This is a genomic window from Allomuricauda sp. R78024 (assembly GCF_044596045.1).
Lineage (GTDB): Bacteria > Bacteroidota > Bacteroidia > Flavobacteriales > Flavobacteriaceae > Flagellimonas.
The window spans coordinates 845,502-868,947 of record NZ_CP138995.1; the positions used below are offsets into that span (position 1 = coordinate 845,502).

The 23,446-nt window shown below is 38.2% G+C and carries 21 protein-coding genes; 5 read left to right on the forward strand and 16 right to left on the reverse strand.

Annotated features, from left to right (window positions below; all coding sequences use genetic code 11):
• Positions 1-20: 20 nt before the first annotated feature.
• The 6 genes from SJY44_RS03760 to SJY44_RS03785 form a co-directional block, all read right to left on the reverse strand.
• Entirely contained in the window at positions 21-905 is an 885-nt protein-coding gene (locus SJY44_RS03760) for a tetratricopeptide repeat protein (RefSeq protein ID WP_396592116.1), read from the reverse strand.
• The gene (locus tag SJY44_RS03765) at positions 898-1,944 is read right to left on the reverse strand and encodes a VWA domain-containing protein (protein WP_298923824.1); all 1,047 of its coding nucleotides are present in this window, start codon (positions 1,942-1,944) and stop codon (positions 898-900) included. The genes SJY44_RS03760 and SJY44_RS03765 overlap by 8 nt, the downstream gene beginning before the upstream one ends.
• A gap of 9 nt (positions 1,945-1,953) precedes the next feature.
• The gene (locus SJY44_RS03770; RefSeq protein ID WP_298923826.1) at positions 1,954-2,952 is read right to left on the reverse strand and encodes a VWA domain-containing protein; all 999 of its coding nucleotides are present in this window, start codon (positions 2,950-2,952) and stop codon (positions 1,954-1,956) included.
• Entirely contained in the window at positions 2,953-4,611 is a 1,659-nt protein-coding gene (locus tag SJY44_RS03775; RefSeq protein WP_298923828.1) for a BatD family protein, read from the reverse strand.
• Positions 4,611-5,477, reverse strand: a complete 867-nt coding sequence (locus SJY44_RS03780) for a DUF58 domain-containing protein (protein WP_298923830.1) — start codon at positions 5,475-5,477, stop codon at positions 4,611-4,613. The genes SJY44_RS03775 and SJY44_RS03780 overlap by 1 nt, the downstream gene beginning before the upstream one ends.
• A 93-nt stretch (positions 5,478-5,570) precedes the next feature.
• Entirely contained in the window at positions 5,571-6,572 is a 1,002-nt protein-coding gene (locus SJY44_RS03785; RefSeq protein ID WP_298923832.1) for a MoxR family ATPase, read from the reverse strand.
• A 158-nt stretch (positions 6,573-6,730) separates the two neighbouring features.
• On the opposite strand from SJY44_RS03785, the gene SJY44_RS03790 reads away from it, so the two are divergent.
• The 3 genes from SJY44_RS03790 to SJY44_RS03800 are packed head-to-tail and all read left to right on the forward strand — an operon-like array spanning position 6,731 to position 9,516.
• A complete protein-coding gene (locus tag SJY44_RS03790; RefSeq protein WP_396591336.1) occupies positions 6,731-7,603 on the forward strand; it encodes an aldo/keto reductase family oxidoreductase in 873 nt (290 codons plus the stop codon).
• An 18-nt stretch (positions 7,604-7,621) separates the two neighbouring features.
• Positions 7,622-8,383 (forward strand): SDR family NAD(P)-dependent oxidoreductase, encoded by a 762-nt coding sequence (locus SJY44_RS03795; RefSeq protein ID WP_396591337.1) that lies wholly within the window; start codon positions 7,622-7,624, stop codon positions 8,381-8,383.
• Positions 8,380-9,516: an ATP-binding protein gene (locus SJY44_RS03800; RefSeq protein WP_396591338.1), complete on the forward strand. Its 1,137-nt coding sequence runs from the start codon at positions 8,380-8,382 to the stop codon at positions 9,514-9,516. The genes SJY44_RS03795 and SJY44_RS03800 overlap by 4 nt, the downstream gene beginning before the upstream one ends.
• Here the strand turns inward: SJY44_RS03800 and SJY44_RS03805 are convergent.
• The 4 genes from SJY44_RS03805 to SJY44_RS03820 all read right to left on the reverse strand — a co-directional run bounded on the left by SJY44_RS03805 (position 9,513) and on the right by SJY44_RS03820 (position 16,624).
• Complete coding sequence (locus tag SJY44_RS03805) at positions 9,513-11,441, reverse strand: amylosucrase (RefSeq protein WP_396591339.1); 1,929 nt, start codon at positions 11,439-11,441, stop codon at positions 9,513-9,515. The two genes, SJY44_RS03800 and SJY44_RS03805, sit on opposite strands and share 4 nt — an antisense overlap.
• Positions 11,442-12,386 carry a carbohydrate kinase gene (locus SJY44_RS03810; RefSeq protein ID WP_396591340.1) on the reverse strand — a complete coding sequence of 315 codons (945 nt, stop codon included), beginning with the start codon at positions 12,384-12,386 and terminating at the stop codon, positions 11,442-11,444.
• A gap of 47 nt (positions 12,387-12,433) precedes the next feature.
• Positions 12,434-12,847 (reverse strand): hypothetical protein, encoded by a 414-nt coding sequence (locus SJY44_RS03815; RefSeq protein WP_298923844.1) that lies wholly within the window; start codon positions 12,845-12,847, stop codon positions 12,434-12,436.
• A gap of 99 nt (positions 12,848-12,946) precedes the next feature.
• Positions 12,947-16,624, reverse strand: a complete 3,678-nt coding sequence (locus SJY44_RS03820; RefSeq protein ID WP_396591341.1) for a T9SS type A sorting domain-containing protein — start codon at positions 16,622-16,624, stop codon at positions 12,947-12,949.
• A gap of 208 nt (positions 16,625-16,832) precedes the next feature.
• On the opposite strand from SJY44_RS03820, the gene SJY44_RS03825 reads away from it, so the two are divergent.
• Together SJY44_RS03825 and SJY44_RS03830 are read left to right on the forward strand one after the other, a co-directional pair.
• The gene (locus SJY44_RS03825) at positions 16,833-17,558 is read left to right on the forward strand and encodes a metallophosphoesterase (RefSeq protein WP_396591342.1); all 726 of its coding nucleotides are present in this window, start codon (positions 16,833-16,835) and stop codon (positions 17,556-17,558) included.
• A gap of 54 nt (positions 17,559-17,612) precedes the next feature.
• Positions 17,613-18,608, forward strand: coding sequence for an acyl-ACP desaturase (locus SJY44_RS03830; RefSeq protein ID WP_396591343.1), 996 nt, complete (start codon positions 17,613-17,615; stop codon positions 18,606-18,608).
• A 48-nt stretch (positions 18,609-18,656) separates the two neighbouring features.
• Here SJY44_RS03830 and SJY44_RS03835 read toward each other — a convergent pair whose 3' ends face one another.
• The 6 genes from SJY44_RS03835 to SJY44_RS03860 all read right to left on the reverse strand — a co-directional run bounded on the left by SJY44_RS03835 (position 18,657) and on the right by SJY44_RS03860 (position 23,318).
• Positions 18,657-19,220 (reverse strand): hypothetical protein, encoded by a 564-nt coding sequence (locus SJY44_RS03835; protein WP_396591344.1) that lies wholly within the window; start codon positions 19,218-19,220, stop codon positions 18,657-18,659.
• A gap of 25 nt (positions 19,221-19,245) precedes the next feature.
• Positions 19,246-19,788 (reverse strand): OmpA family protein, encoded by a 543-nt coding sequence (locus SJY44_RS03840; RefSeq protein WP_396591345.1) that lies wholly within the window; start codon positions 19,786-19,788, stop codon positions 19,246-19,248.
• Between the two features lie 355 nt (positions 19,789-20,143).
• Complete coding sequence (locus SJY44_RS03845; protein ID WP_396591346.1) at positions 20,144-21,697, reverse strand: aldehyde dehydrogenase family protein; 1,554 nt, start codon at positions 21,695-21,697, stop codon at positions 20,144-20,146.
• 75 nt (positions 21,698-21,772) lie between these two features.
• Positions 21,773-22,144 carry a DUF1304 domain-containing protein gene (locus SJY44_RS03850; protein ID WP_396591347.1) on the reverse strand — a complete coding sequence of 124 codons (372 nt, stop codon included), beginning with the start codon at positions 22,142-22,144 and terminating at the stop codon, positions 21,773-21,775.
• A 2-nt stretch (positions 22,145-22,146) separates the two neighbouring features.
• On the reverse strand, positions 22,147-22,686 hold the full coding sequence (locus tag SJY44_RS03855; protein WP_298923860.1) for a 3-hydroxyanthranilate 3,4-dioxygenase: 540 nt from the start codon (positions 22,684-22,686) through the stop codon (positions 22,147-22,149).
• 122 nt (positions 22,687-22,808) lie between these two features.
• Positions 22,809-23,318, reverse strand: a complete 510-nt coding sequence (locus SJY44_RS03860; protein ID WP_396591348.1) for a CAP domain-containing protein — start codon at positions 23,316-23,318, stop codon at positions 22,809-22,811.
• Positions 23,319-23,446 lie beyond the last annotated feature (128 nt).

Here is a 23,446-nt window from a genome sequence, read left to right on the forward strand (position 1 = left end):
TTTGTGGCATAACTTATACATCACCAATCCTTCTCATTTTTAATTTTTTTACCCTTAACCTTTTTGGCTTCCATTTTTTCTTGAACCTTCTTCTCTTCGTTTTGCATTGCCTCTAACAAATTTTGAATCTGCTGTTTAGAAAGTTGATTTGGTCTTGGTTGCTGTTTTTGTTCTTCGGGCTGATCTCCTTCATTGGGCTTTTTTTCTTGTTCTTTCTTTTTATCTCCGTCTCCTTCTTTGTTCTCCTCAGGCTTGTTTTCTCCATTATCACCCTCATCGCCTTTATCCTTGTTTTCATCTTCATTCTGTTCTCCTTCATTATCTTTTTTATTGTCCCCTTCGTCGTTCTGGTCTTTATTCTTGTCTTTTTCGTCCTCTTGGTCTTGCTTATCCTTGTTGTCCTCGTTTTGGTCGTTTTTCTGTTCGTCCTGTTGCTTTTTTAGCATTTCTTTAGCCAATGCCAAATTGTAACGGGTCTCTTCGTCCGAAGGATTATTTCTTAATGCTTCTTTATAGGCTTCAACCGCTTTTTGGTATTCTTTGTTTTTCATAAAAACATTGCCCATGTTATGAAAAGACTTGTGTTTATCCGGCTTTTCAGAAGCGGTTTCACCTGCTTGTTTAAAGCGACCAAAAGCTTCTCCGTAACTTTCCCTATTATAATAAGCTGTGCCTAGATTAAATGGGGCCACAGCGTTTTCACCACTTTTGGAAATAGCTCTTCTATAATCAGATTCTGCTGTGGGAAAGTCGTTTTCGGTTAATTGTTTGTTTGCTTCCCATGTAAGGTTCGTAGATGTTTTAAGAGCCTTTTCAGTTTCTTTTGCCACTTCCGTTTCATCCTGCGCTTGTGTGGTGAATCCAACAAAAAGTAGCAGGCCAAACATCAATCCTATCTTATACATTTTCATGTTCATTAAAAAGATTAAGTTTTTTCAACCATTTTGTTTTTCTGTCCAGAAGGAAGATATCCAAAAATAAAAATAAAAGCCCCAAGCCCAAGAACCATTGAAACTGGTCTTTGTACTCAGCAAATTGCTTGGCCTCAAATTCTTTCTTGTCCATCTGGTTCAATTGTTCCTTAATATACTCAACTGCATTTTCTGTATTGGAACCATCAATATATTCTCCATTGCCCTCACTTGCTATTTCTGACAGGACGGATTCATTAAGTTTAGTGATTACCACTTCACCTTTGTTGTCTTTTTTTAAGCTTTCAACGACACCGTTCCTTTTAATTGGAATTGGCGAACCTTTTGGTTTTCCGACACCTATGGTAAAAATGCGAATACCATTGTTTGAAGCGTTTTCAACGGCATCGATGGTGGCTCGTTCAGAATGATCTTCTCCATCTGAGACAATGAAAAGCACTCTATTGGTCTGCTCGGTATCATCATAATAGGTGCTAGCCAAATCTATGGCCGCGTTGATGGCAGTTCCTTGGGATGAAAGCATATTGGTATTCATACTTTGCAAGAACATTTTGGCCGCACCGTAATCAGTGGTAATAGGTAATTGGGGGTAGGCTTGCCCTGCATAGGCAATAATACCAATCCGATCACTGGCCAATTGGTTTATGATTTCTGAAATTAGCCTTTTTGCCTTTTCCAATCGGTTTGGTGCAATATCCTCAGCCAGCATACTTTTGGAAACATCCAATGCAAAAACAATGTCCACACCTTCACGTTTGACAGTTTCTAGTTTTGTTCCAATTTTAGGGTTTACAAGTCCAACGATCAAAAAAGTTAATCCTAATAAAAGAAGTATTAGTTTTAAGGCAGATTTAAAACTTGATCTATTTGGAGCCAACCTTCTTAATAGTGTATAATCTGCAAAATGACGCTGGGTTCTTTTTTTCCAGACCTGAAGAAAGAAAAAAGCCAAAACCATTACCGGGATAATGGCAAGCAGGTAGAAATACATTTTTTCGTCAAGTTGAATCATTCTTCCTTTTTAAATAAAGCTTTTAAAGATAGAGTTGCGAAGCCCCCACTCCAACAACAGCAAAGCTCCTGCCAAAAATATCAATGGCCTAAACTTTTCCTCATATTTATAATACTTAAACTCTTCAATTTCAGTTTTTTCCAGTTTATTTATTTCGTCATAAATCTCTTCTAACTTTTCATTATCGGTTGCCCTAAAATACTTTCCGCCTGTGGCCTTGGCAATTTCTTGCAGCAACTTTTCATCAATTTCTACTTGACGCATTCCAAACCTGAAAGTGCCATCTCGGTTATAGGCAACAGGAGACAGTGCATTACCATTTGTTCCTAAACCTATTGTATATGTTTTTATACCAAATTCCACAGCTAAATCCGCAGCCGTATTTGGTTCAATAAAACCTGAGTTGTTTACACCATCGGTCAACAGAATAATGACCTTGCTTATAGCCTTGCTTTCTTTTAATCTGTTGACTGATGTTGCCAATCCCATACCAATGGCTGTACCATCTTCAAGTTCACCGTAGGTGATTTCCTTAAGGGCTCTCAAGACAATTGACTTGTCGCTGGTTATGGGGGTTTTGGTATAACTTTCTCCAGCATACCCTACTAGTCCAATACGATCGTTAGGTCGCTGTTGAATAAAATCTCCAGCAACTTCTTTAAGTGCAGAAAGTCTATCTGGTTTTAGGTCCCGGGCCAACATACTTGAAGAGACATCTATTGCCATAACAATATCTATACCCTTAGTGGTTTTGGTTCTAGTGGAAATATCTTCTGTTTGAGGCCTTGCCAAAGCCATAATAATAGCGGAAAGAGCCAAGAGTCTTATTATAAAAAGAACAGGTTTTAATTTGGAAGCCAAGCTACTTACGGAAAACCCTTTTACACTGGAAATCTTAAGAGATGCAAGCTCATCTTTCCGTTTAAAAAAATACCATAGCAAAGCCAGAGGAAGCAGAAGGAGCAACCAAAAAAACTGAGGATTTGCAAATTCTATATTTTCAAACATTTAGGTCTGTGTTTTTACGTCTAGGTTGCTCAATATTCTACTCACTATCTGTTCGGCATAGTCATCACCATCTTCCCAGGTAATCATTACCTGTTGCATAAATCCTTTTCCTCCAAAGGAAAGAATGGTATACTTTGCCTTTTTTGATTTGTCGTTGAGAGGGTTGTTAATGTTTCCGGAACCGAATGTCTTTAGACCTTGTACTCCAGATTTAGTGGTAAATTCTTCCTGTTTGGTAATAATATTTTTTACTCCAAAACTTTCAAAAGTACCTAAGGTAGATTCTATTGCAGCATCAAAGTCGGGGTCTTCTTGTTCTTTGTAGGTGACGGAACTGGTCGCAACGGAAAAGACTCCTACATAACTTCCATATGTGAAAGTTTGTAATTCTTTAATTAACTCCTGAGCTTCTGGAGGCAATTCCACATCTTGACGTATTAGCACATCTGGTGTTTCAATTTCAATGGGAGGATAGCCATAAGAACTGGACACCCATTCCCCTTCCAATAATTCTTTTGTAGGATAACCAAAAACAGTATCCTTTACCTCTTTAAAACCATAATAGGCAATGGAAAGGCCACTTCCAAATAGCAGAATTCCAGCAAATATAGCCGCCGCCCAATAGATTTTTTTACGCTGTTTTTTCTTGGCGAGCTCCTCCAAGTATTCTTCAGTTTGAAGCAATTCTTCCTCGGTGGGTTCTGGTAACGCATCATGCGTCTTAACTACTATTTGCTCTACTAATTTCCTGTCTTGCTCCGCAACAGAGGTTGAAGGTTTGGACTTGGCAAATTTTACTAAATCTGCGGTCTGTAATATGTTCTGAAATTGAGTTAAGGTTTCATCATCCAACTTCAAATCTCCAGCATCTTTAAGCATTTCCAGTTTGGCAATCAATTGACCTGTCGTGCTCTCTAAAGCGGAAACATTGACATCTTCTTCCAAATAGGAGCGTACAATATCTGTTAGCTCTGAGTAATATTTTTTATACTCATCTTGAATTAGATATTTGGAGTTCTCCAGTTTTTTAAGTTCTAGTAATGCACGATCATAGGGTGGTAGCAATGCTTCCTTTTCCTCTTCTGTCAATGGTTTTTTTCTAAGGAAAAACCAGTAGACCAAACCACCAATAATGAAAAAGGTCAAAAGTATCCAAAGCACCATTTTCCAGATTTTGGCGTAGCTTTTTTCAACTTCGATTAAAGGTTTTATGTCAAACATCTTTTGTTTGGTGGTGTCAACCACAACGTCCGCTACTTTTATTTGAAAAGAATCTGTAAAAAAAGGCTGCTCATTTATTGCTATTCTTTGGGGGGGGATGGTGTATGCGCCACTGTCAAATTGGGTAAGAGCATAAATGCGTTGGAGGGTAACTTTATTTTTGTTTTTAACGGTATCCATCATTATTGCCTCAACACTTTCTAAAGGAGAGAAGGTCTGTCCCTCAGGAAAATGGACAATGTCCGTAGAATCAGTTTCAACGGTAATTTTGTATTTGATCTGTTCTCCTATTTTAATAGAGGTGGTATCTATCTCTGATGACACCTTTGATTGGGCAAAGGATAGTTGTGAACAGATTAGGATGATCAGAAAAAAAACATTCCTAACTCCCAAGTGGCCCCCAACCTTTATGTTTAACTTACTATTTTCCCGTTTCATTATCCCCTTCGTTTAAAATAGCCCAACAATTTTTTTACGTAACTTTCATCTACACGGCAATGTATTACGCCACAACCAGATTTGGTAAAGGAATCCTGAAAATAACTCACTTTATCTTTATGGAATTGGCCGTATGCCGCACGTACTTTTTTAGACCTTGTATTCACCAATTGCAATGCCCCTGTTTCTGCATCTTGCATTTGCACCATTCCTAAATTGGGAATGGATTCTTCACGCTCATCAAAAACTCTAATACCAGTTACATCATGCTTATTGCCAATAATGCGCAAAGTGTTATCATACCCATCTGATATAAAATCAGACAACACAAAAACAATGGCTTTTTTCTTCATCACATTGGTAAGGAACTTTAACGCTTCCGCAATATTGGTCTGGCTACTTTTTGGGGTGAATTCCAAAAGCTCACGTATAATGCGCAAGACATGACTTTTTCCTTTTTTTGGAGGAATAAACAATTCCACCTCATCAGAAAACAAAATCAAACCTACTTTATCATTGTTCTGTAATGCAGAAAAAGCCAATGTGGCAGAGATTTCTGTAATTACCCCTTTTTTAAATTGATTGGTAGTTCCAAAAAGTTCGGAACCACTAACATCAACCATCAACATCATGGTCAATTCCCTCTCCTCTTCAAATACCTTTATATAAGGCTCGTTGTAACGCGCGGTAACGTTCCAGTCAATACTTCTAACATCATCTCCAAATTGATATTGACGAACTTCGCTGAAGGTCATACCCCTTCCTTTAAAGGTAGAGTGGTATTCCCCACCAAAAATATGGTCGGAAAGACGTCTCGTCTTTATCTCAATTTTACGTACTTTCTTAAGTAGTTCTTTTGTATCCATCTGTAAGCAAACAGTGTTTAGCTGTCAGTATTTAGTGATGGCAGGTTATTTTTTGAGGATACCACCAATCGAAACTGTCAACTGTCAACTTTTCTAGGGTACTTCTACCTCGTTGACAATCTTGTTTATGATTTCCTCAGAAGTGATGTTCTCCGCTTCAGCTTCATAGGTTATTCCAATACGATGCCTTAACACATCATGAACAACGGCTCTTACATCTTCTGGAACAACATATCCTCTTCTTTTAATAAATGCATAGCACTTGGAGGCGTTTGCTAAATTGATACTTCCCCTAGGGGAGGCACCAAAGCTGATTAGGGGTTTTAGATTTTCAAGGTTGTATTTTTCTGGATATCTAGTAGCGAACACTAAATCCAAAATGTATTTTTCTATTTTTTCATCCATGTAAACCTCGCGAACCGCCTTTTGGGCACTTAAAATCTGTTTTAAGGTTACAACTGGTTTTATGGGTTCATTAGCGCCACTCAGATTTTGACGCATGATAAGTTGTTCCTCGTTAAGTTTTGGATAGTCAATAACTGTTTTCAACATAAAACGATCCACCTGAGCTTCAGGCAAAGGATAGGTTCCTTCTTGCTCAACGGGGTTTTGGGTAGCCATTACCAAGAATGGAGGATTCAACTTAAAAGTCTCATCTCCTATAGTTACTTGTTTCTCCTGCATGGCTTCAAGCAAGGCGGACTGTACTTTTGCAGGAGCCCTGTTAATCTCATCTGCTAAAACAAAGTTGGCAAAAATAGGTCCCTTTTTAATGGAAAAATCATTTTCCTTCATGTTGTAGATCATTGTTCCTACAACATCTGCTGGCAAAAGGTCCGGTGTAAACTGGATTCTGCTAAAATCTGCTTTTACGGCTTTCGCCAAGGTATTAATGGCTAATGTTTTTGCTAATCCAGGAACACCTTCTAAAAGAATATGACCTTGGCCCAAAAGACCAATTAACAGTCTTTCTACCATGTGTCTTTGACCAACAATAGCTTTATTCATCTCAAGCGTAAGCAAGTCAATAAAAGCACTTTCCTTAGCAATTTTTTCATTCACAGCACTAATATCAATAGTAGTGTTTTCTTCCATATAAACTTTTATCGTAATGTGTTAATGTTAGTGTTTTTCCTAAGAAGTGCAAAATGAAAATTAATTTAAAATCCGTCTGTTAATTAATGGTTAAAAAAAACGCTGAAGCCCCAGTTTTGTGAAGTATTTAAGGGTTTAATTTTATACTTTCACTCGATATGCAAGATACTGATTATTATTCCAGAATTATAGCAGGCGCTATGACCTGGGGAAGTTGGGGCAAAAAACTTCCAAAAAAGGAGATGATCGATTTAATGCTCCATTGTGTAGAAAATGGTCTTACAACTTTTGACCATGCCGATATTTATGGAGATTATGGTACAGAATCTGATTTTGGCAAAGCTTATACTGAAAGTGGAATAGAAAGGTCTTCCATTCAATTGATTTCTAAATGTGGAATTCAAATGACATCTGGCAGGGATAATCGTTTGGGACATTATGAATACAACAAGGAGTATATTATTTGGTCTGCCGAAGAATCCCTTAAAAAATTGAACACAGAGTATTTGGATTTGTTATTGTTGCACAGACCAAGTCCGCTTATGGAACCTTTTGAGATTGCCGAGGCCATCAATCAATTGCTGGAAAGCGGCAAGATTAAACAGTTTGGGGTATCTAATTTCACCCCTTCGCAAATCACAATGTTAGAAAAGGCAATTCCAGTTTTGGGCAATCAAGTTGAATTTTCTTTGTCGCACGATGCTCCAATGTATGATGGCACCTTTGATGATTGCATAGCAAATGGACGTATGGCTATGGCTTGGAGTCCGTTGGGTAGTGTATATAGAGAGGATAATGAGCAAACTAGAAGAATAAAGGGAACCATTACTGTTCTTGCAGAAAAATATAATGTAGAAGAGAGTCAGCTTCTTTTGGCATGGATTTTAAAGCACCCGGCCAAGGTTCATCCAGTAATCGGCACAAGCAATAAGGATAGAATTGCCCTATCTGCAAAAGCAGCGGAAATAGAATTAGAATTACAAGATTGGTTCACGCTTTTGGCTTCAAGTCAAGGGCATCCCGTACCTTAAAAAAGGAATATTAGGAATATGGAAAAGACACAAACAGTTTTAATTACTGGAGCAACCAGTGGCATAGGCAAAGCAACTGCAGAGCTATTGGCTAAACATGGGTTTAATTTAATTCTTTGTGGACGTAGACAAGAAAGACTGGATACGCTTCAAGAATATTTAGGAAGAAATACGAATGTTCATACCCTTAATTTTGATGTAAGGGACAAAGAAGCTGTTTTTAAAGCTATTGAAACCTTACCAATTCCATTTTCCCAAGTAGATATTTTAATTAATAATGCAGGGAATGCGCATGGTCTAGATACCATTGATGAAGGAAGTTTGGACGATTGGGATGCTATGTTGGACATTAATGTAAAAGGTCTACTATATGTTTCAAAGGCGATAGTGCCACAAATGGTAAAGCGTAAATCTGGTCATATTATAAACATTGGTTCTACCGCTGGCAAAGAAGTATACCCCAAAGGAAATGTGTATTGTGCAAGCAAGCATGCAGTGGATGCAATCAATCAAGGAATGCGGATGGACTTAAATGCATATGGCATTCGAGTTGGAGCCGTTAACCCAGGTCTGGTGGAAACGGAATTTAGTGACGTGAGATTTAAAGGAGATGCAGATAGGGCTGAAAAAGTATATCAAGGTTTTCAACCTTTAGAGCCTGAAGACATTGCAGATATTATTCATTTTACCATTACTCGTCCTTACCATGTTAACATTGCGGATTTGGTGGTAATGCCCACTGCTCAGGCTAGTAGCACTATTGTGAAAAAGGAACTATGATTAATAAACGCCTGTTGGTTAAGAATCTTTTAGCGCATAATGATGAAAATAGTTTTTATGACAAAAAAAGGTTTATATCCATAGGTGAAAAGGAAGGAAAAGCAAAATTTCTTAAACACGTTTGCGCGTTAGCAAATAGCAACCCAATAAACAATTCTTTTATTGTAATAGGTGTTGAAGATGAGGATAATAAAATAGTAGGCGTTGATTTTTTTGATGATAGCAAGATTCAGAATTTGGTAAACGCTTACTTGGATAACCCTCCTATTATTTCTTATGAAAATATACCTTTTCCGCATTTGCCAGAAGGTAAGGTGGTTGGCTTGGTGACCATAAAATCTAATGGAAAAATCTGTGCCCTTCGAAAAAATATATGGAAGTATTATGGGGGAGCAGTGTTCTTCCGGGAGGGTAGCATTAGTTTGCCCAAAGCTTTTGATATTGAACTCAAGGATATTAATTCAGAAGCAGTTGCTACCATAGAACAACATGCCAGAAACAATATTGAATTGACTTTGGACGCGGTCATTAGTTTTATCAATAGCAGACATGCAGATTTAACCAGCGATTACAAAGTATTTAAAGAACAGTTTGTGGTTTGCTGGGCAGGAAACAAGAAAAAAGTCAACAACAAGACCTATTATTCAAGAGTGGATATCGAATTGATAAATGAACAGGTAAAATTATTTTATTCTGCTTTGGATGACATTACCATTACCTATGATGATCATTCATTTAGTACTTTGGAATATGTACAGTTGGGATTGGGCTCACAACAGAAGTATTTCCCTTTGGAGAAAATGGTCATTACGTTTTCTGATAATGGCAAATACACCATCAATAGCGAATTGATTTTTGAACCACCACAATACGATAAAAAAACATTGCACCATGTTCTTAACACCAATAACTCCTTGTTGCAAAAACTTGAGAAGAAAATCAAATTAAACAAAGCGGAAGAAATAGATCTTACACATCTGCCTGCAACGTCTTTGATTTGTTATTTAAACGGATTTGAAGAGGCAAAAGAACAAATGGAGCAAGCACGGTCATTATTGAAAACCGCTAATGAAAGGGTATATACTTCGCTTAAAGAATCATTGCGAATCTTAAGAAAGGTAAGGTACAACTAGGATTTTTTTAACCAGAGAATTTGATAAGGGAGTACTTCTAATAGACCACTTTTGATTGATATTTTTTTATCGGACACCAAATCTTTTGGTTCACCCTTGGTGAAATACCCAAGTTTAAGAATCCAACTTGCTTCTATAACCTGAGGTTTTTCATCAAAATTGCAAATAACCAACAAGCCTTCATTGGAGTTTCCCGTTCTTTCGAAAACTAAAATATGATCATTGCCGGTATTATGCAGAGTTAAGTTGTTACTATCCGCAAAAACAGGATTTTCTCTCCTTATAGCAATCAATTTTTGCAGTGTTTTGAATATTTTGGACTCAGGAAGCTTTTTAGTATTCAATTTTGAAATAGTTTCCCAATCTTGTTTTGGTCTATTTACCCAGCGGCTATCTTCTTTTTTAGCAGATTCCTTCAAAAAAGAATAATCGTTTAGCGCTCCTATTTCATCACCCGCATAAATCATAGGAATACCGCCATAGGCGAGAATTACACCATGGAACATTATAATTTTTGCAATAGCTTCCTTGATCAGGGCATTATCATTTTCATTCAACCCTTTTTCCAATCCTAGTAATGAGGCAGCACTGCCAGTAATTCTGCCATCTCCTGTCTTGGGATTGTACATGAACATTAAACCAACAGCATCTGACCAATCCAAACGTTGGCAATAGTAATCCAGCAAAAATTTTCGATGTTGTTGTGGATTCCAACCAATTTCCTCAATGAACTGGTTCTCATACCCTAGTCCAATATCATCATGGCATCGAATGTAATTGATCCAAGTACAGTCCTTAGGTTTTGTGGGTACATGGGTAAGGCTTTTGTAAAGTAAGACCGTTTTTTTTGTAGCTACGGAATTCCATAACAACGCCATTAAAGAGGCATTATAGGCAACCTCACATTCGTTCCCTTCCTTTTGATCTTCACCAAAATATTTAATGATTTGGGTTGGAGCAACAATAGCCTCGGCCAAGAATATGGTTCCTGGAGCTACTACTTGTATGCACATTCTGAACAAAGCGATTATGTTATGAGCTTCTGGAAGATTTTGAGAAATGGTCCCCATTTTTTTCCAAAGAAATGCCAGTGCATCAAAACGCACCAAATCAACACCCATATTGGCCAATTTCACCAAATTGGTCAACATTTCCATAAAAACCTCTGGGTTGGTATAGTTCAAATCCCATTGGTAGCTATTGAAAACGGTCATGACCCAATGATCCATTTCAGAAATGTAAGTGAAGTTCCCGGGCGAAGTTTCTGGAAAAACTTCTGGCATGGATTTTTCAAACTCTTTTGGAATCGTATCGTTTTCGAAAGTATAGTAGTATCCTTGATATTTTTTGTCACCCTTTGCAGCTTTTTTTGCCCAAGAAAACTCATTGGAGGTGTGGTTGACCACAAAATCCAACATCAAGAACATATCTTGCTTTCGGAGCTCCTTCGTTAACTCCAGTAGGTCCTTTTTAGTTCCATACTTTTTGTCCACTTGAAGATAATTGTTCACGGCATAGCCGCCATCATTTTCTCCTTTGGGACGAGTGGTAATAGGCATGAGGTGCAAAAAATTAACCCCTAATTCTTTTAGATAAGGTAGTTTCTCTTTAAGTCCGTTCAAATCTTTATTAAAATGCTCCACATATAATTGCATACCTACCATCTTCTCTGATTGGTACCAATTCCCTATCTCTAATCTTTGCAGATCCTGATGCATTAATTCTGTTGCGCGCAAAGCAAATAGCTTGGGTAGAAGGTCTAGTAATTTTGAAAAGTCACCTCTGTGTTTCTCTTCTGGATATACAGAAAAAAATAGTTGTTGAATCAGACTTAAGTTTGTGGCCAGTCTAAGTTCAAAAAGAGCTTTTGGGTTCTTTTCCTCAAATTTTGATGAAATCAGTTTATGTAAAGTAGCTTGGTTCATTTAATTTTCAAGCTGTGATTTTGTTGGGAGAGCAACGATAGCACCGTAATTGGTAGTAGTAATAGCACCAGCTTTATTAGCTTTTTTTACCATTTTTAATAGAAGCTCGAAATCTTCAAAAACGCGATTAAAATTCCCCAGATCTGCAATCTGATACAATAAACAACCAATAAAGGCGTCTCCTGCTCCGGTTGTATCCACAGGTTTTACTTTAATGCTGGGAACTATTTTTTTAGTATTATTTAAACTTAATAAAGTGCCTTCTTTCCCAAGGGTAATGGTTATGATTTTAGTACCTGCTTCATGAAAAAAATCACAAGCTTCATGAATATCTTTCTTTCCGGATAAAAGCTGAGCCTCCTCTAAACTGAACTTACACAAGTGTGATTTTTCAATAAAAGGCCTGCATTTTTTAATAAACTGCTGTTCATTTTCTTTCCACAGATCGCCTCTAAAATTTGGATCAAAACTTATGAACATTTCTTTGGTGAACGCATCAAACAAATATTTGCCATATGTTTTTTCCAAAGAACCTCCTAAAAGGGCAGTGGCAGCTCCTAAGTGCAAAAGATTACCTTGAAAGTCCTTTCTTAAGGAAGGATCATATGTCAATTCTTTATCGGCTCCTCTGCTAAATACAAAATCACGTTCTCCGTCTTCAGCTAAAGAAACAAAAGCAAGTGTAGTAAAGGTTTTGGACTGTTGCGCCAATGAAATATCAACACCTTCTTTTTTGACTACATTAAGTAAAAAGCTTCCAAATGGATCATCTCCGACACAACCAATAAAGACTCCTTTTCCGCCAAGTTTGGCTATTGCGCAGGCAACGTTTGCTGGCGCACCACCAGCCTTTTTAGTAAATTCAGTGGCTTTGGAAAGATCATTCCCTTGTTTTTCAGCAACAAAATCTATCAAGAGTTCTCCAATGCAGAATACTTTTTTCATCCCTAGTATTGAAAATTAGGTATTCCAATGTAAGGAGAAAAAAAATGCTATTCCAAAATTTTATGCCCTATAATTGTAAAATAAGTGATTGTGGCATCTGAGCATAGGCTTTCTTTGGCCTTTGCTTCTATGGTGACACCGGTTTCTATTTGTCCGGGGTCAAAAAGGAAAACAACATCTAGTTTTTGCTCTTTGGAAAGCTTGTTGGTGATACTACTTCCAGACTCTAGAATTTCAATCACCTCTACAGCGAGAATATGCTCTTTTTGTGAACCGCAGATTTCTTTACTCGTTTCTGTAGTCCCAAGAATTTTTATTTGGAGCATTATCTCGTTAGGCCCCAATAACTGTTGTTCTAAAATAGCTTCTTCATTTTGATTACTTTCTAATAGGCCGATATCTTCTTTCTGATCACACGAATTGCTCAATAAGAAAAGTGCCAACAAAATAAAAGGTTTCATAAGGGTTTAACTTTTAAGTATATACGCAATAAATCATTTAGCGGATGTTAAAAAAAAGGCGTGATTAGTTCACGCCTTTTTAATGAAGTTTTTTAAAGCTTATTTTTTAATTATTTTGAAATTTTCGTTAGTGTTTAAACCTGTGATCTTTACAAAATAAATACCAGCAGGACTGTTGGAAGCATTCCAGATAATAGGCTTGGAGCTGTTTGTTCCTTCCATTTCAAAAACTTTTTGACCTACCATATTGAAGATTTGGGCGCTCACTTTTTTGTCTTCAGTATTTTTAAGAGCAAAGTAGAATTCGTCAGTAGAAGGGTTAGGCCAAACTGCAGTAATCACCTCAGTTTCTAAGGTAGCTAGTCTTTGAGGATCTTCCTGACCTGCAATTCCAGAGGGAGCAATTTCAACAGCGGTATCTCCTGTAGAACCGTTGTCCACAGTTCCAAAAATTTGGAATATATGGTCCTCAGGGTCACCTCCAAAAACAAGGTTTGTCGGAGTCCAATCTATAGCACCGGTTCCAAACAGGTCGGCCGTATCCCTAAATAGATTGCTGTTTCCAATTAATCCTGCTTGGGTTAACCAGAACCATTGTGTCTCGTCTGGCAAGAAGTTTAGATTGGCATATACAGAGAGCCAGTATGTTCCAGCTTCCAAAACGACTTGCTCTGGAAGGTCTAGGCCCAGATTAACATTTGTAGGAGCGGAAGATGGGGCTATTGCTCCACTATCATAGACAATAGCTCCTGGTAAACCTCCATTGTCCTCATAAATTACAACAGTTGCACTAGTTAATAAAGGGCTATTATTTGCACCTCCAAAAGCTGCAATGTTGTTTATGGTCCATTGGCTTCCCTCAGGGACTATAAAATCATCTGCTGATTGCAACAATGCTCCACCAAAATCTGGAATCAACTGTGACGGGGCACTGCTAGTAGATACGTCATTTTGTTCATAAATAGGAAACTCTGTAAGGGTTACGGTAAACCCTTCAGCAACTTGTTCTCTACCCGACGTGGCAATGAGTCCAATCGCTGCAGACCCATCAGAATCTGGAGCAAATGAGAGAGAAATTACATCGCCATCCATTACCGCTGTTACCAAGTCTGGATTTGAGTTGGTCATTTCAATGGAAATAGGCCTTCCTCTTGAACTAACAAATAAATCCTTTACATTGACTTCTTTGTCTGCACTGTTTATAGGTAAAACTAAATCGGGCAATAGATAGGCAGTACTTAGGTTGGCTTCAGGAGAAGGGGACGCATAGAATTGAGCATTGTAAACTCCATTTCCATGGGCGGCTACGGCAACAAACCCATCTTCTCTTGTTCTAACTTGAGGTACAACAACGTTGCCTACAATAGCAGGCTCTCGGAACCAACGTGTGCGGTCTCCATTTAAATAGAAAGAAGCATACAGTCCAGTACTTGTACCAGCAAAATAAATATTATTGTTTCCACTTATGGCAAACCACCTAACTGAAGGTCCGTTCCCGGTTCCATCCTTATTTTCCTCTAAGTTACCACTAATACTTTCCCAAGTCTCTCCCGCATTTTTACTCATAAAAATACTCTGGATATTGTAATTAGAGAAAACGGCTATAACACGATCTGAGTTCGTGGGATCAACATAAATTTGATTAATGTTTCCCTCGGGAAGTCCTTTTCCAGAAGAAATGTCCACTGGTGGTTGGTCATCAATATTTGCATTTTCTACTTTAAAAATCAAACCACTCGAAGTACCGTAATATAGTCTATTGGCCACAGGAAATTTAGAGATATCCAATCCAGAAATAATAGAACCATCTGGGGTGGCGGTCTGTGCCTGTTCGGCCCAATTTACAGAGGTAGGGGCGTTTGAGAATAAAGGAATTTCATCTAAATTATTGTTTCTCCACATGCGGTCACCCGCAGGCATGTACATTATATTATCATTGATTGGATCTAATACGAAGGGAGCTACAAAGTCAAATCCACTTGCTCCAGATGGTTGCACACGGGTGAAGGAAACAAATTCTCCAGCTTCATCAAAGTTAAAACGGAATACCACACCAAACTGAGCAGAAACATAACGAGTAAGACCGCCATCTGCTATGGCATTATATGAGCCATCACCACCAAAATCTTCTTCCCATGGATCATTTTTATTTAATGAATTGGTAAACCATGTTCCATTGTCTTGGAAACCTGCAACGATATCTCTGCTGTTTCCTTCTGGATCTATGGCAATGGCATATGGTTGGGTTGTGATGTAACTGTTGTTTAAAGATGTCCAACTAACAGGTTCGGTGTTTATGGTAATATCCTCTGTGACTTGTACGCCACCATCATTGGCCGATATGGCTTTGTTTGGGTTGGAAGGCAAGAAAACCAAATTGTGCTGATCGGGGTGGTGATTGGGATAAAGCCCAAAACTATCGCTGAAAATGGTATAACCACCTATCCATCCTTCAAAACCTGTAGGAGTGGTGAATCCCGTTGTAGACCTATAAAGGTTAGTGCCCCCTAAGAATACCAAATCTGGATTTGTAGGGTGTACCTTAATAATCATGTTATAAGCACCTTGAAGATCTAAATCACCTGCTACTCCTCCAATGCTAGTGGGAAGGTTCGCGGTTAAATCGACCCATTGCTCTTCTGGGGTTGCAGCATCTGCTTGGTATCTCCAAAGAAATGCCTCGCCAGCATTGCTTAAATCATAAGAAAAGAAAAAGACACGGTTTTCATCTGATGGATCATAAGCCATAACTGTTCTTCCAAAAGATGGAAATAAACCCTCTGGTGTTATGTTGGTCCAAGTGTCTCCATCTTGTGAGGTGTAAAAACCAGCATTTTCTGCACCAAATATATCCACGGTACCATAAAGGGTCCCGTTAGGAGTGATAATGACTTCGGTTTGACTATCAAATCCACTTGGTAGAACCTCTTCAAAAGATCGTGCACCATTTTTGGAACGGAATAGGCCGTCAAAAGTAGCTGCATAGACGTCACCATTTGCTGGGTGCACGGCAATGCTGTTGATTAAATCAAAAGAGGTAATTGAGGTTACATCGTTGTCAGAAGTATTTCGCATTCTAAACCAACTTCTCCCATTATTGTAAGATTTGTAGATTCCTGACCCTTGATAAAACGCTCCTGGCGCTCCAGCGGAGTTCCCATAACGCTCGCCCGATGCATAATACCAAATATTATGACGGTTCTTTCTTGGGTCTTGTACAATGCCCGTTATACTGGGGTTCTGCCATTTTCTGGTAACTCTTCTCCAAGTTTCTCCAGCGTTTGTAGAACGCCAAAGCCCTCCAGAAACTCCACCGGCCAAAATGGTATTTTCGTTCCTTCTATCGATGGCCAAGGCTCTGGTTCTGCCACCTACGTTGGCAGGGCCTCTACCTCTAAAATAAAAAAAACGCTTTTTAGAAGCTTCTCCACCATAGGTTTTTGACATTTCTTGCTGAATGTCAGTAGAGTCAATTTTGCCGGAGAATTCAGCAGCCCTCTCAAGAATGTTTTCCGGAATCTTTTTGGTAAATGGATCTTGTACTTGTCTAAATTCATAGGCCAATCTATCCATGGCACGGTCGCCAATTGCTTTTGGTTTTGCACCAACAGGTCCTTTTTTGCTATCATAGATTTTGGACTGTTTGTAAAGGTTGTGCCCTTTTTGAGGGGCATCATCATGTGTTTTTTTCAAATTTTGGGCCTGTGCTCCAGAAAGAAGGAGGAAAAAAACGGCGAAAAATGAAAATAGCGGTGTAGTGTGTAGTAGTTTTTTCATATAGTTGAGATTAAATGAGTTAGCCTTTCAATATAATAAAAAATAAAAGTAATGTTTAAATATTCCTACAAGTTTCGATGAAATACGCTGTTAACTAAATACCAATATGATGTTAAAAGTCATAGAGCTATAATTCATAATCTAAACTTTGTATAACTTTTTAATAACAGCATTTATTTGTTATGTATCATTGCTCAAAATTTACCATATGAGGACCTTGGTTGTAGGTGATGTCCATTCAGGATTAAAAGCATTGGAACAACTTATCATCAGAGCGAAAGTGACCCGGGAAGATCATCTCATTTTTTTGGGAGATTATGTGGATGGTTGGGGTAGCGCTGTGGAAACCATTGATTTCTTAATTAAGCTTAAAGATGATTTCAAATGCACCTTTATTAGGGGAAACCACGATGAACTTTGTAGGGAATGGCTATTGACCAAAGAAGAAAACCCACAATGGCTTGCCCACGGGGGCACAGCAACCAGAGACTCATATCTAAGGGCAGCTAGAGAAAGTTGGGACACCCACCTTGAGTTTTACGCTCAATTGGAAAACTATTATCTGGATGGTGATAATAGACTTTACCTACATGCGGGTTATACAAATTTAAAGGGAGTGACTTTTGAATATTTTGACCAATTGTTCTATTGGGATAGAACATTGTGGGAGTTGGCAAAGGCTATAGACCCAGCATTAAAACCAGAAGACAGATACTTTCCAAAAAGACTCACTCATTACAAAGAGATTTTTATTGGCCATACACCACTTTCTAAAAAAGATGTTGTTTCTCCTCAAAATGGAGCCAATGTATGGAATGTAGACACTGGTGCTGCTTTTATGGGAGCTTTGACAATGATGGACGTGGATACAAAAGAGTTTTGGCAAAGTAATCCCGTACATACTTTTTATCCTGAAGAAAGGGGAAGAAACTAACACGATAACACAGTTTATTGGATTTTAATAAGGAACTTTACCAAAAACAATAATATGTCATTAAAAAATATTCGGTTAGAGGTCATGCAAGCTATAGAGCCCAAAGTACAGGGTTTTATGGATTCGTTTCTTATACCAATTGATGAAATATGGCAGCCGAGTGATTTTTTACCAGATTCCCAGAACGATAACTTCTTTGCAGAGACGGAACAAATACGAGAAGAAGCAAAAGAGTTGGGATATGACTTTTGGGTTACTTTAGTTGCTGATACCATTACTGAGGAAGCACTGCCTACCTACGAATCTTGGTTGATGGATGTTGAAGGTATAGATCAACATAGTGGAAAAGAAAATGGTTGGAGCAAATGGGTTAGAGCTTGGACTGCTGAGGAAAATAGACATGGTGATGTGCTAAACAAGTATCTATATTTATCTGGGCGCGTAAACATGAGAGAAGTTGAAATTACGACGCAACATTTAATATCAGATGGCTTTGATATAGGAACAGATCGTGACCCATACAAGAACTTTGTTTATACTTCCTTTCAAGAATTGGCCACAAATATATCCCACAAGCGGGTGGGCAAAATGGCACGTCAAAAAGGAAACGTATTGTTAGGTAAAATGTGTTCCATAATTGCTGGTGATGAAATGAGGCACCATTTGGCCTATAGGGAATTTGTGAAAACTATTTTAGGAGAGGATCCCAATGGAATGATTGAAGCTTTTGCAGATATGATGAAAAAAAAGATTGTAATGCCTGCACATTTTTTAAGGGAATCAGGGGATAGCATTGGTACGGCATTTGAACAATTTTCAGATTGTGCTCAGCGACTTGGGGTATATACGGCACAAGATTATATTGAAATTTTAAGGAAATTAAATGATTACTGGGAGGTAGGAAATTTGAGAGGGCTTTCCGAACAAGCGGAAAAAGCTCGTGATTATTTAATGAAACTTCCAGAAAGACTTCAACGTATCTCTGAACGAATGCAATTTGGACAGGACCAGTATAAGTTTAAATGGGTCGAAGCAAATGGGATGTTATAAAACAAAAACCGGCCAATTGGCCGGTTTTTTTTATGATCAAAACTGAAATCAGAACTTGCCGGCTTTATGTTTGATTTGCCATTTGGATAAATCTTTCCATTGCCCTTCATAAGCCATTTTTGCTTGCATGGGCCATGATGCAGGATCATGGATTCTATATCTACTCCCTCCAGAGTCAAGTACTTCTTGGCATTTGATGGTAGAAGCTTCAGAAAGTGCTTTCCATGTTTTAATTCCGAAGTTATGAAATAGCCCTTCAATTTTAGGACCGATACCTTCAACTATTTTTAGATCATCCTGTTTTATTCTTTTTCCCATGGCCGCTTTTGCCGCAGCAATATCAAATGTTGCAGTTGAGGGCGCACTTGCAGTCAAATCAGCAGCAGGGGACGCAGGTTTTTCTGGGGCATCTGTAGCGGCAAGCTTTTTGTTACAGACAGCCAAATCAGCCTTTAGTTTTGTGTTTTCTGCTTCCAGTGTTTTGGTATCTGTAGAAGCATCAATAACGGAGACATCTTTGCTTTTTCCAATGAGATATCCTAGAACTCCTGAGATTATTCCCACCAATGCAGGAATGATCCAGCACCAGATATTTAGATTTTCAAAATTCATTTTCTATGGTTTTATAGTTGAGTACTTAGTTTATAGTTGAGGGCTCCTCTTCTTGTTTGGAAACGTGATATGTGATAGGCCCTAAAAGAATACCTTCATGAAAAATCATATCTTCTTTTAGCTCTCCCAAAGTATTGATTTGTGATGATGGAATACCGTTTAGCATCAAGTGATTTTTAACTGAATTGGCCCTTGCCAGTCCCAGATTTGAAAATGAAGTGTGGTTTTCTTCATTGCTTGAATAAAAGCCTGTAAGGTTGACTGTTTTCTGCTCGTTGGAATTTAGATAATCTTTAAGACTGGCAATACCATCTTTTAGTTCACCTGAAATTGGCATTAAGAAGGACGGATTGGAAATATTGAAGTTGAAGTTTTCTTTTGCTTCATAAGAATAATCGTCATCGCTCACTAAATAAGGATAAGTTGGGGATGTTGTTTTCGATTTTAGGGAGATAGCTTCTTCTTGATTACCTGCAACCCTGCATTCACTACAAAGATTCATGTAGAGAAATGTTCCAATAATGACGACAGTAAGTATCCCCAATAAATAGGTGGTCTTTTTTGTCATTGGTAAATGATTTTTAGTGATTAGTACAGCAAAGTATTAAAAAAATGCTAAAAAAAATGGTTTAACTAAAAGAATCTGAGAGGATTAGGCTCTGAAAAAGGGTGAGATCATCAAATTTTAGAAAACAGAAGATGTACAAAAAAATACCAATCATACACTTTTTAAGACCAGTGATAATATAGCAGTTAAAACGTAATAGAAATATTCGGAACTTAGATAAATATTAGGTAAGAAACCCTATTTCTCCCGACAAAGTTCCGGCACTGAAATGGGGTTTAATTTAAGTTTGAGTTAGTTAAGTTGGTTTTAAAGACCGCCAATTCTAAGTTCATCGGGAATGGCGGCCTTTTCTTTTTTACAAGTCAAATTTTATACCTTGGGCTAAAGGCAATTCAGTAGTGTAGTTGATGGTATTGGTTTGTCTACGCATATAAACTTTCCAAGCGTCTGAACCACTTTCGCGACCACCGCCTGTTTCTTTTTCTCCTCCAAAAGCACCTCCAATTTCAGCACCTGATGTTCCAATATTTACATTGGCAATACCACAGTCACTACCCCAAGCAGATAGAAAACGCTCAGCCTCACGGAGGTTGTTGGTCATAATTGCTGAGGACAGCCCTTGGACCACACCATTTTGAATGGCAATGGCATTTTCTACGTCTCCTGAATATTTTAACAAGTACAGTACTGGGGCAAAAGTCTCATGCTGTACAATTTCGAAATCGTTCTGGGCTTCAGCGATGGCGGGTTTAACATAGCAACCACTTTCATAACCTTCACCAGCTAGAACACCTCCTTCTACAATGATTTTCCCTCCTTCGGCAACTACCTTTTCCAATGCTTTTTTATACATGGAGACAGCATCTGTATCAATTAAGGGACCAACATGATTGTTTTCATCTAAAGGGTTTCCAATTCGCAACTGTTTGTAAGCAGCTACTACGGCATCTTTGACTTTATCATAGATGGAATCATGAATAATTAGCCTTCTTGTTGAGGTGCAACGTTGTCCTGCTGTTCCTACTGCACCAAAAACAGCACCAATAACAGTCATTTTAATATCTGCATTTGGAGTTACAATAATGGCATTGTTACCACCCAGTTCCAACAAAGATTTTCCTAACCGTGCTGCCACTGCTTGGGCAACAATTTTTCCCATACGAATAGAACCAGTGGCAGAAACCAAAGGAATTCTATTGTCTTGGGTCATCATTTCACCTACCTTATAATCCCCGTTTATTAGACAGGAAATACCTTCTGGCAAACCATTTGCCTTAAATACTTCAGCAGCTATATTTTGACAGGCAATACCACACATAGGGGTTTTTTCAGATGGCTTCCAAACACATACGTCACCACAAATCCAAGCCAGAGCCGTGTTCCAAGCCCATACAGCAACTGGAAAATTAAAAGCGGAAATAATACCTACTACCCCTAAAGAATGATACTGTTCGTACATTCTGTGTCCAGGACGTTCTGAATGCATAGTCAATCCGTGCAATTGTCTTGAAAGACCGACCGCAAAATCACAGATATCTATCATTTCTTGGACCTCGCCTAATCCTTCTTGGTAAGACTTCCCCATTTCATAGGAAACCAGTTTCCCCAATGGTTCTTTAAGTTCGCGTAATTTTTCACCAAACTGTCTTACAATTTCTCCTCTTTGAGGTGCAGGCATCAATCGCCATTCTTTAAAGGAGGAAGTAGCAGTTTCCATCACTTTTTCATAATCTGATGGGGATGTAGTTTTTACCTTCCCGATAAGCGCTCCATCCACAGGAGAATAGGAAGAGATAATATCGCCCGAGCCAAAGTTTTTTGACCCAGTAGATGTACCTTCATTTATTTCAGTTAACCCAAGTTGTTTTAGGGCTTCATTTATTCCAAAAGCAGTTGCAATTTTTGACATTTATAACTTTTTAAGCGTGTATTGTTATATTTTTCAAAACTACGAATAATCCTGATGTGGTCAAGCGAAGATTTTTTAAAGGAAATGATGAAGTAATAGTAGTACAATTCCCAATAGTGCAGGAAGCGCTTGTATCGTAAAAATTTTCTTAGAAACCGAATAGGCTCCGTAGATTCCAGCAACTGCGACACAACCAAGAAAAAACAAAGCAACATAAACTTGCCATGATGAATCCTGTATGAGAAGAGACCACACAAGCCCGGCTGCTAAAAAACCATTATAGAGCCCTTGATTTGCAGCCATTGATTTGGTGGGCTCAAACAAATCTTGAGGAAAATTGCGAAATACTTTTCTTGCTTTGGTAGTCCATGCGAACATTTCTAACCATAAAAAGTAAAAATGTAAAACGGCTACAATTGTGATAATAAATTTTGCGGTCAGGAGCATAATCAGTCTTTTGCTATAAATCGTTCGTCAACGGGCATAATGGTTCCACAATTATTGCAGGTACGCAAGTCTTCGGAACTATAAAAATGCTTAAAATGACTTAAAAAATCTTTTTCAATATCATGTAATGTAAAATAAGCTTCGTACAACTTGTTGTTGCAGTTATCACAAAACCACAGTAAGCCATCATCCACATTCATGTCCGCTCTTTTCCGTTCTACAACTAAACCAATAGAGCCTTCATGTCGAACAGGGGAGTGAGGTACTTTAGCAGGGTGCAAATACATGTCACCAGGACCCAGTGTCAAGGTTTTTTTTTGTCCTTCTTCTTGAATATGAACTTCTATATTTCCTTCCAGTTGATAAAAAAGCTCTTCGGTCTCGTTATAGTGATAATCTTTACGAGCATTGGGTCCAGCAACAATCATTACAATATAATCGCCTGCATCTTTATATAAATTTCTGTTCCCCACCGGGGGTTTTAGAGAGTCCCGATTTTCTTCTATCCACTTGTTCAGATTAAAAGGTGCCTGAATAGCCATTGCCAAAGATTTTACGAAAGGTATAAAAAACCTTTATTGGAACATAGGGTTTAACAAAAAAGACCCGAGCTATGCTCAGGTCTTTACCATATACAATATCTAAAACTTAATAAAATACATTATCAATCCACTTTCATGAATATCTGGGTAAAATAAGGTCTACCATCTTTATCCAATGTAACGCTCAATGTAGTATGGGTATATTCTCCCTCAATAGCTTCTTTATGAGAGGAACTTTCTAGCCAACCATTAAAAACCAATTGGGCCGTTGTATAGTATCTTGCAACATTTTCCCCTACATCTACAGCTCCTATTTCCAGTGCAATCTTTGAAGCTCTAGATTGAAAATTGTCATGACTCAGTTTGTTTTGAGTTATCATGTAATTATTATGGTCTTCCGCATGCGCATAAGATGCACTGCTGGTTTGTAGTTTACTTACTCCTATTGATGCTCTGTAATCGTTAATCAGGTCAAGAACCTCTGTTTCCATTTCCGATGGATTGATGGAAACTTTTTCGTTTTCAAGAAAAGCTTCTTCAAACTTTTCTTCCTCAGCAGAAGATGTTTTGCTGCACATACTAAGTATCACTACGGATACTACAACCAACAAAGTGTAATATAATTTTTTCATTTCCGGGGGCAATTGCTGAGATGTGTTCTACGCATCTCATGTGTTCTTAGGGCTAAACTAGAAGGGAGGAGCTCTGGAGCCATAAAATCTCCATGTGATTGCTAATTAATCCGATGACTTGTAGAATT

Bases quoted from the DNA above. Each gene is read 5' to 3' on its own strand.
- SJY44_RS03760 (WP_396592116.1), bottom strand. From the start codon at position 905: ATGTATAAGATAGGATTGATGTTTGGCCTGCTACTTTTTGTTGGATTC.
- SJY44_RS03765 (WP_298923824.1), bottom strand. From the start codon at position 1,944: ATGATTCAACTTGACGAAAAAATGTATTTCTACCTGCTTGCCATTATC.
- SJY44_RS03770 (WP_298923826.1), bottom strand. From the start codon at position 2,952: ATGTTTGAAAATATAGAATTTGCAAATCCTCAGTTTTTTTGGTTGCTC.
- SJY44_RS03775 (WP_298923828.1), bottom strand. From the start codon at position 4,611: ATGAAACGGGAAAATAGTAAGTTAAACATAAAGGTTGGGGGCCACTTG.
- SJY44_RS03780 (WP_298923830.1), bottom strand. From the start codon at position 5,477: ATGGATACAAAAGAACTACTTAAGAAAGTACGTAAAATTGAGATAAAG.
- SJY44_RS03785 (WP_298923832.1), bottom strand. From the start codon at position 6,572: ATGGAAGAAAACACTACTATTGATATTAGTGCTGTGAATGAAAAAATT.
- SJY44_RS03790 (WP_396591336.1), top strand. From the start codon at position 6,731: ATGCAAGATACTGATTATTATTCCAGAATTATAGCAGGCGCTATGACC.
- SJY44_RS03795 (WP_396591337.1), top strand. From the start codon at position 7,622: ATGGAAAAGACACAAACAGTTTTAATTACTGGAGCAACCAGTGGCATA.
- SJY44_RS03800 (WP_396591338.1), top strand. From the start codon at position 8,380: ATGATTAATAAACGCCTGTTGGTTAAGAATCTTTTAGCGCATAATGAT.
- SJY44_RS03805 (WP_396591339.1), bottom strand. From the start codon at position 11,441: ATGAACCAAGCTACTTTACATAAACTGATTTCATCAAAATTTGAGGAA.
- SJY44_RS03810 (WP_396591340.1), bottom strand. From the start codon at position 12,386: ATGAAAAAAGTATTCTGCATTGGAGAACTCTTGATAGATTTTGTTGCT.
- SJY44_RS03815 (WP_298923844.1), bottom strand. From the start codon at position 12,847: ATGAAACCTTTTATTTTGTTGGCACTTTTCTTATTGAGCAATTCGTGT.
- SJY44_RS03820 (WP_396591341.1), bottom strand. From the start codon at position 16,624: ATGAAAAAACTACTACACACTACACCGCTATTTTCATTTTTCGCCGTT.
- SJY44_RS03825 (WP_396591342.1), top strand. From the start codon at position 16,833: ATGAGGACCTTGGTTGTAGGTGATGTCCATTCAGGATTAAAAGCATTG.
- SJY44_RS03830 (WP_396591343.1), top strand. From the start codon at position 17,613: ATGTCATTAAAAAATATTCGGTTAGAGGTCATGCAAGCTATAGAGCCC.
- SJY44_RS03835 (WP_396591344.1), bottom strand. From the start codon at position 19,220: ATGAATTTTGAAAATCTAAATATCTGGTGCTGGATCATTCCTGCATTG.
- SJY44_RS03840 (WP_396591345.1), bottom strand. From the start codon at position 19,788: ATGACAAAAAAGACCACCTATTTATTGGGGATACTTACTGTCGTCATT.
- SJY44_RS03845 (WP_396591346.1), bottom strand. From the start codon at position 21,697: ATGTCAAAAATTGCAACTGCTTTTGGAATAAATGAAGCCCTAAAACAA.
- SJY44_RS03850 (WP_396591347.1), bottom strand. From the start codon at position 22,144: ATGCTCCTGACCGCAAAATTTATTATCACAATTGTAGCCGTTTTACAT.
- SJY44_RS03855 (WP_298923860.1), bottom strand. From the start codon at position 22,686: ATGGCTATTCAGGCACCTTTTAATCTGAACAAGTGGATAGAAGAAAAT.
- SJY44_RS03860 (WP_396591348.1), bottom strand. From the start codon at position 23,318: ATGAAAAAATTATATTACACTTTGTTGGTTGTAGTATCCGTAGTGATA.